The sequence below is a fragment of the Candidatus Obscuribacterales bacterium genome (assembly GCA_036703605.1).
Taxonomy (GTDB): Bacteria; Cyanobacteriota; Cyanobacteriia; order RECH01; family RECH01; genus RECH01.
On sequence record DATNRH010000334.1, the window covers coordinates 1 to 6,906 of the forward strand.

General features: G+C 52.1%; 6 protein-coding genes and 2 tRNA genes. 5 read left to right on the top strand and 3 right to left on the bottom strand.

What is annotated here, in order from left to right; all coding sequences use genetic code 11:
* Positions 1 to 364 (bottom strand): hypothetical protein (locus V6D20_06985; GenBank protein ID HEY9815530.1); only part of this gene is annotated, 364 nt, incomplete at its 3' end.
* Positions 365 to 460: 96 nt separating this feature from the next.
* Positions 461 to 988: an acetolactate synthase small subunit gene (gene ilvN / locus V6D20_06990; GenBank protein ID HEY9815531.1), complete on the bottom strand. Its 528-nt coding sequence runs from the start codon at positions 986 to 988 to the stop codon at positions 461 to 463.
* A gap of 428 nt (positions 989 to 1,416) precedes the next feature.
* On the opposite strand from ilvN, the gene V6D20_06995 reads away from it, so the two are divergent.
* The 4 genes from V6D20_06995 to V6D20_07010 all read left to right on the top strand — a co-directional run bounded on the left by V6D20_06995 (position 1,417) and on the right by V6D20_07010 (position 4,888).
* Positions 1,417 to 2,289 carry a M48 family metallopeptidase gene (locus tag V6D20_06995; GenBank protein HEY9815532.1) on the top strand — a complete coding sequence of 291 codons (873 nt, stop codon included), beginning with the start codon at positions 1,417 to 1,419 and terminating at the stop codon, positions 2,287 to 2,289.
* A tRNA-Leu gene (locus V6D20_07000) sits at positions 2,268 to 2,349 on the top strand. Before V6D20_06995 ends, V6D20_07000 begins: the two co-directional genes overlap by 22 nt.
* Positions 2,350 to 2,463: 114 nt before the next feature.
* The gene (locus V6D20_07005) at positions 2,464 to 2,718 is read left to right on the top strand and encodes a hypothetical protein (GenBank protein HEY9815533.1); all 255 of its coding nucleotides are present in this window, start codon (positions 2,464 to 2,466) and stop codon (positions 2,716 to 2,718) included.
* Between the two features lie 646 nt (positions 2,719 to 3,364).
* Positions 3,365 to 4,888: an ATP-binding protein gene (locus tag V6D20_07010; protein ID HEY9815534.1), complete on the top strand. Its 1,524-nt coding sequence runs from the start codon at positions 3,365 to 3,367 to the stop codon at positions 4,886 to 4,888.
* Positions 4,889 to 4,971: 83 nt separating this feature from the next.
* Here the strand turns inward: V6D20_07010 and lipA are convergent, their stop codons facing one another.
* Positions 4,972 to 5,877, bottom strand: a complete 906-nt coding sequence (gene lipA, locus V6D20_07015) for a lipoyl synthase (protein HEY9815535.1) — start codon at positions 5,875 to 5,877, stop codon at positions 4,972 to 4,974.
* Between the two features lie 107 nt (positions 5,878 to 5,984).
* On the opposite strand from lipA, the gene V6D20_07020 reads away from it, so the two are divergent.
* Positions 5,985 to 6,058: transfer RNA gene (locus V6D20_07020), tRNA-Pro, on the top strand.
* Positions 6,059 to 6,906 lie beyond the last annotated feature (848 nt).

Genomic DNA, 6,906 nt, shown 5'->3' on the forward strand with positions numbered 1-6,906 from the left:
AGTCGGGGATCTGGGGAGATAAGGGGGGAGCGATCGCATCGGACTGAGGCTTAATGGAATACCACCATTCTTTCAGCGGCTTCGGTAATTTCGCCCAATAGCAGGTGAGGATAATCGGCTCCTGGGACGCTTCTTTTCCCAAAATCTCAACGCTGTAGGAAGGACAGTTCTTGGCTCCAATATCCGGCACAAATCGCCGCCCCACTCGCCGCCAACTGGGTTCTTTGCTGCGCCACTGCAGCCGGCAGCAGGGCCAAGGTAGCTCTTCACGATCAAACAGGCGGCAGCAGGGCCCAATCACCCGATAGGTGAAATGTCCCCCGACGCTTTGAAAAATTTGCCCAGACTCTAACGGATGTTGCATCCTTTTCGTATTATGGCGATCGCCATGGGTCGTCCAACTAACATACGAAGTCTATGAGATTTTCGGCAACATGGGTTGAACATGGGTTGAATGTCTCTAGAATCTTGCTTCCAGAGAACTCTGAGCCTTCAAGTACTCGGTATTCACCCCAGACTCACGGGGCAGCGACACCTTACCCGTACGGGCAATTTCGCGAATGCCAAACCGGTTCAGCATTTGAGCGATCGCCACCATTTTGCCTGGATCACCCACCACCTCAAGGGTGAGTGTGTCATCCGCCACATCCACCACCCGCGCCCGGAAAATTTGCGCCAGTTCAATAATTTCGGAACGCGTTGCGCTGGTTGCATTCACCTTCAGCAACATCAACTCTCGCTCCACACAGGGCACTTCGGTAATGTCCTGCACCTTGAGCACGTTGATTTGCTTATAAAGCTGCTTGGTGAGCTGTTCAATAATGCTGTCATCGCCCGGCACCACCATGGTGATCCGCGACATGCCCGGTTTTTCCGCCGGCCCCACCGCAAGACTTTCAATGTTGAACCCGCGACGGGCAAACAGCCCCGCAATGCGGGTGAGCACTCCGGCTTCGTCTTCAACTAAAACAGAAATGGTGTGTTTCATAGCGGCTGTGGCGTTTTAAGGTGGAGTTCACTAGTTTACCGCGAGTCGTTGGAGGTCTGACCAGTGGATAGCACAATCCATGACCAGCCGATCAACTGGAGGTCGATGCCGTGATCATGAGAAAACCCCATGGATGGGGCGAAGGTGTGGCGGGTTTGGCAATGCATCAAAGCCTTGTGAGACGGTGCGTTACGGCTTTGCTTAAGAGCACTCTACGGAGCGATGGGAGATATGAGTGACGTACTCCCGACACCGATGCAAGCATACGGTGCGGGCTTCTCCCACGGCGCGAGTTTTACCTCTGGTTAGCCGATTCGAGCTTTTTATACTAAGGCATCTCCCCCATCCCCAAAATTGAACGCGATAGAATACAGAGGTGTTTGGCCGAAGCGGCCTTGTTTTGAGGTTCATGAGGGTTGACGGAATCTATGGCTGATCAAAAAGTTTTTCTCCACGGGCTCAAGTCTGAGCACTTTCGCCATCCTCTAGACTTACAGGCGACCCGATCGCTCCAGCAAATTCCCGCCCTCGACCTCGTGGTACGCAACCTCTTGGGCAGCGTTGCTGAACAGTTTTTCTATCTCGAAAATATTGCTTCTGGCATCTTGGTGAGCGATCGCCAACTGCCCGACATTCATAAGCTCTTGGTTGAAGCCTGCCAGGTGCTTGATCTCGAACAACCTCAGCTCTACATTCGCCAAAATCCCGCCCCCAATGCCTACACCCTCGCCATGCGCGGTAAGCAGCCCTTCATTGTGGTGCATACGTCCCTTGTGGATCTGCTCACCCCAGAAGAACTGCAGGCTGTGATTGCCCATGAACTTGGACACTTGAAATGTGAACATGGCGTGTATCTAACCTTGGCGAACTTGGTGGTGCTGGCCGCGGGACAGTTTGCGCCCTGGGGCACCCTGCTAGCCCAGAGCCTCCAAACTCAGATGATGGAATGGGTGCGCTGTGCTGAATTCACCTGCGATCGCGCAGCCCTCTTGGTGGTTCAAGATCCTCGGGTGGTGGCGTCGGTATTGATGAAACTCACGGGCGGCTCCCCAGCTCTGGCCCCTCTGCTCAACCTGGATGCATTTCTCGACCAAGCGCGCTCCTACGACCAAATGAGTCAGAGCGACCTAGGGCAACTGCTGAAAGAAGCGCAGACCAGCCAGCTCACCCATCCCCTACCCGTCCTGCGAGCCCGGGAAATTGATCAATGGGCCCAAACTCAAACCTATTCAGATCTTCTCGAACGGCGTTTAATGCGCTATGATGATCAAGCTACTAAGGGCGGATGGCGAAATTGGTAGACGCACCACACTCAAAATGTGGCGACTTCGGTCGTGGGAGTTCGAGTCTCCCTCTGCCCATACGATAAAATCAGTAGAATAGAACTAACCATCTAAGGTGAGCCTAAGGTGAACGACGTCCTGTCGATGAGCTTTGGGATTGCCTAGAATTAAACGACAACAAGGAGGACACCCATGGGTCAGCGGCTCAAGCGATGGGAATCTCCTCGGAAACCTGGACGCAATACCAAGGGGCGAGGCGGATCCGCACGACAACGGCAGCGACGCAAGCAGTTGCAAAACCTGCGTCAGCATCTTAAATCAGACTCTTCTCATACACAGACATCTAACCGGGAGGGCGATCGCCTTTCCGGTTTTGCTCTAGGTGCCGCCGAATTGGATAGTGCAAGGGCGGCCCTGGCCTGCTTGAGTATATTCCCCATCCCCTAAAACCACAGAACTGCAGTTCACCTATGCCATTACCATTGGTGTCGTAGCCTTCCGGCACGCCCATCTCAAGACGTTAGTTTCTACCCAGCATGGTGCTCATGCACTGTATTAAACGGTTTTAAACATTCTCTCAACACAGCGTTGAAATAGTCGCTAGAATCACACCATCATCCCTGGACTATGATGAGTTTTTCGGCGTAAGCTTTCTTCATAGGAGCTTCACGTAAATTCTGAATGATTGCGATCAAATCTGATCCATAGTAGAAGACATTGCTGAATTCGGTTGCATCGCTTCCATGTCAAAGGCCACTGATAACTATAGGGTGCTTGCCTAGAGGGATGAAAACATCTCCTGTTATTTGTCCATCTAGACAGGGTATTAACTGTTAGCGATCGCCTGGGTGAGCTGCTTTCAATCGCAGTTACTTTTTATCCCCTTTAACTATTTCCATTGATCACCATCTGTCACGCTGCATTCGAGACGTATGTCCTTCGTACATAACCTGTGTAATCTCCATTATTTTTATACTGTCTTGCCGTTCAGACAACGATTGGCAGGCTACTCGGTAGCTCTAACTTCCTATGGTCAAACTATCCTTAGATGGATGGATAGAGCCAGCCGAGCTACATCAGTGAGGGTAGCGTGATGAACAACCGTCTGCTCCAGCAGCACTTTGAGACTGCCAAGATCTCGTTCAAAAACCTTGAAGATGGACTCAGCGACTACTTAGCGTCTGGTAGCTCATCCCTGGCGGAATTAGTAACGGCTTTGTCGTCCTCCTTGGCTACCCTAGAACAAACCTGTCATTCGATGCAGCGTCGTAATGGGGAACTGGAGTCGTTTTATGAACAGGCACAGCAGCTCAATGCCGACCTTGAACAACAGGTACGGCAACGGACGGAGGAAGTGCAGCGTTCCCTTGACTTTGAGTCGATGCTCAAGCGCATTACCGATCGGGTGCGAGATTCCTTAGATGAAGGGCATATTCTGCAAACGGCGGTGCAGGAGCTAACGTTGGTGCTAGGGCTAGGGGGCTGTAATGCGTCGCTGTATGACCTAGAGCAGGGTACCTCCACGGTTTGCTACGAGTATATTGACTCGGTGCCCACCTCTCGTGGCAAGGTAGCCCAGATGGATCGGTTTCCTGAAATCTATCGTCAGCTACGGCGCGGCCATTATTTCCAGTTTTGTTCTCTGATGCCCAACCCAGAGCGAGGGCATGTGGCTTTGTTGGCCTGCCCTATTTTTGTGGATACCCACTCGCCCGGTGCTGGCGATCAGCAGGTGTTGGGGGATCTATGGCTGATTCACCATAAAAACTATGTGTTCAACGAATTTGAAATTCGTATGGTGCAGCAGGTGGCCAATCAATGTGCGATCGCTATCCGCCAAGCCCGTCTTTACCAAACAGCCCAAGCTCAGGTTGAGGAACTAGAGAAGCTCAACCGCCTCAAGGATGAGTTTCTGAGTACGGTGTCCCACGAACTACGCACCCCCATTTCCAATGTGAGGATGGCGGTGCATATGCTGCGCCAAAATGTGGATGAGAGTCGGCGGCAGCGATATTTTGAAATTTTGGAATCGGAGGCGGCGCGAGAGGCAGAGTTGATTGATGATTTGCTAGATCTCCAGCGCCTAGAGGTTGCTTCTTACCCTATTGAGGTGCAGTGGATTGATCTGGCCGTTTGGCTACCGGAAATCGTTGCGCCCTTCCAGTCTCGGGTGGTGAACCGTAAGCAGCAGCTATCGGTAGACTGCGCCTCGGCCTTGCCGGCCGTTCTCTCCGATGGCACCATCCTACGGCGGATCTTGGCGGAGCTTTTGAACAACGCTTGTAAATATACGCCCTCAGAAGGAGCGATCGCCCTCCAGGTGACCCTAGCCTCTACAGAAGCCCACAATGGCACACCGCCCCAGCCCTATTTGGTGTTCACCGTGCGCAACCAGGCTGAAATCCCCAGTAAGGAGATTCCCCACATTTTTGAGAAGTTCTACCGCGTGCCCTATGCCGATCCTTGGAAGCAGGGAGGGACAGGCCTAGGCCTGGCCTTGGTGAAGAAGCTTGTTCATCAAATCAATGGAGCGATCGCCGTGGAAAGTGTAGATGGCTGGACGATGTTTAACGTCAACGTTCCCATTGAGCTGGACGAATCCTTGACTACGTCCTAGCGCGAAACATCTCAAAATGGGGCAGCCATGGTGCCCCATGCCTCAGTCCCGGTAGGTGTCGTCTACCCTCTACCCATCAGCGATTAATCAGCGATCGCCCCAGCTACACTACCAGCCCGCGGATAGAGCTTCATCAGGGCCTGCACCTGCTCGGCATGGTAGGAACTGCGGGTGAGCGGCGAGGATACAACCTGCAAGAAACCAATGCTCTCGCCAAACTCACGCCAGGCATCAAACTGCTCTGGGGTGACAAAGTCCTGCACGCCAAGGTGCTTTTGGCTGGGCTGGAGGTATTGGCCAATGGTCAAAATGTCGCAGTCCACCGATCGCAGATCACGCATCACCTGCCGCACCTCTTCATCGGTTTCCCCCAGACCCACCATAATCCCAGACTTGGTATAGAGCCATGGGGCAATCTGCCGCGATCGCCGCAATAGATCCAGGGAGCGATCGTAGTCGCCCTGAGGACGCACCCGGCGATAGAGGCGAGGAATGGTTTCGGTATTGTGGTTCAGCACCTCTGGGCGGGCAGACAGCAGTGTCGCCAGAGCCTCCCAGTTGGCGCACAAATCAGGAATTAAAACCTCAATGGTGGTTTTAGGCGACAAAGCCCGCACCGCTTCAATGCAGCCGATAAACTGCGAAGCACCGCCATCAGGCAGGTCATCCCGATTTACCGAGGTAATCACCACATGGTTGAGCCCCAAACGTCTCACCGCTTCAGCTAGACGCGTCGGCTCGGTGGGATCCAAGGCCTGGGGTTTCTTTTCAAAGTCAATGTCACAGTAGGGGCAAGCACGGGTGCAGGCGGGGCCCATGATCAAAAATGTGGCGGTACCGTGATGGAAGCATTCGCCAATGTTGGGGCAGGAGGCTTCTTCACAAACCGTATTCAGCCCTAGATCACGGAGCGTGTCTTTGACACTGCCAACCCGTTGCCACTGGGGCGCTTTCACCCGTAACCATTCTGGCTTTACTGTCACGTTCACGACCTACTGATTCTTACCAAGACCCTCATTTTACCAACAGTCTCCTGAGTTTTGCAGATCCCCTGCGGAGAATCTCAGCTTAGGTTATAATGTCTCAGTGCTAATGACGGGATGTGGCGCAGCTTGGTAGCGCACTTCGTTCGGGACGAAGGGGCCGCTGGTTCGAATCCAGTCATCCCGATTTTTCTAAAATCTACTGCGGAAGCGCTTTGTAGCTGACGCATCAATTTTTGGATGCCTCTAACCTAGGCTATGTCCTGATGGCTGTGGGAATTGTGGTGGTTGATCAACCGGATGGCAACGTCCGCTGGCAGCGATCGTGAGGACGCCGTTTGTTGTAAAACAAGATGTAGCGATGAACCCACTGCACGTAGATTTGCTCCGTGCGGCAAGAGGAGTGCTTCAGACGGCTTCACGCAATTGGTCTAGCAGCTTCCTAGGAGGAGGCTGCTCTATGACAGCTCCATATGCAAGTATCAAATACAACGCTAACAATACGCATGTACTTTTATGATAAAGTGGAGTACATACGAATCTTTGCTGTCTATCTGCCCTAGAGAGGGCTATTATGCAGATTATTCGCCGCCTATCTACCCCTAGAGGGTGATCAGACGACCAATAATGTGCCTATTCGCCTAGTAAGAGGTATATAGGCACATTGGATCAATCTAATAAGTTGTTGACCAGTAAGGTATCACAGCTCCTAGCCTCTCAACCTTGATCACTCTTCTAGATGTTTCTGCCAACATCTTAGTGTTGCAAGCTCGGTCAACACATAGCACTATGCGGAGAACGAAAACGATTCGGTTACAAAGACCTGTTTTCGTTGTTGGTCTGCATTCTTAGCTTCAAACTGAACTGAGAAGAACTATATGTAGTCATTCTAGAATTAATGCATGCCTGCGCTTAGAAAAATGATGAGTAGCAAAGCAACCTTAGACTTTTGTCTGAATTTAAGGCATAAACCCAAGCCATGACAGGTTCCCGAATTAAAAAACCAAACGCTAGCACTTTTCCACTCGAGGATCT

Bases quoted from the DNA above. Each gene is read 5' to 3' on its own strand.
- ilvN (HEY9815531.1), bottom strand. From the start codon at position 988: ATGAAACACACCATTTCTGTTTTAGTTGAAGACGAAGCCGGAGTGCTC.
- V6D20_06995 (HEY9815532.1), top strand. From the start codon at position 1,417: ATGGCTGATCAAAAAGTTTTTCTCCACGGGCTCAAGTCTGAGCACTTT.
- V6D20_07005 (HEY9815533.1), top strand. From the start codon at position 2,464: ATGGGTCAGCGGCTCAAGCGATGGGAATCTCCTCGGAAACCTGGACGC.
- V6D20_07010 (HEY9815534.1), top strand. From the start codon at position 3,365: ATGAACAACCGTCTGCTCCAGCAGCACTTTGAGACTGCCAAGATCTCG.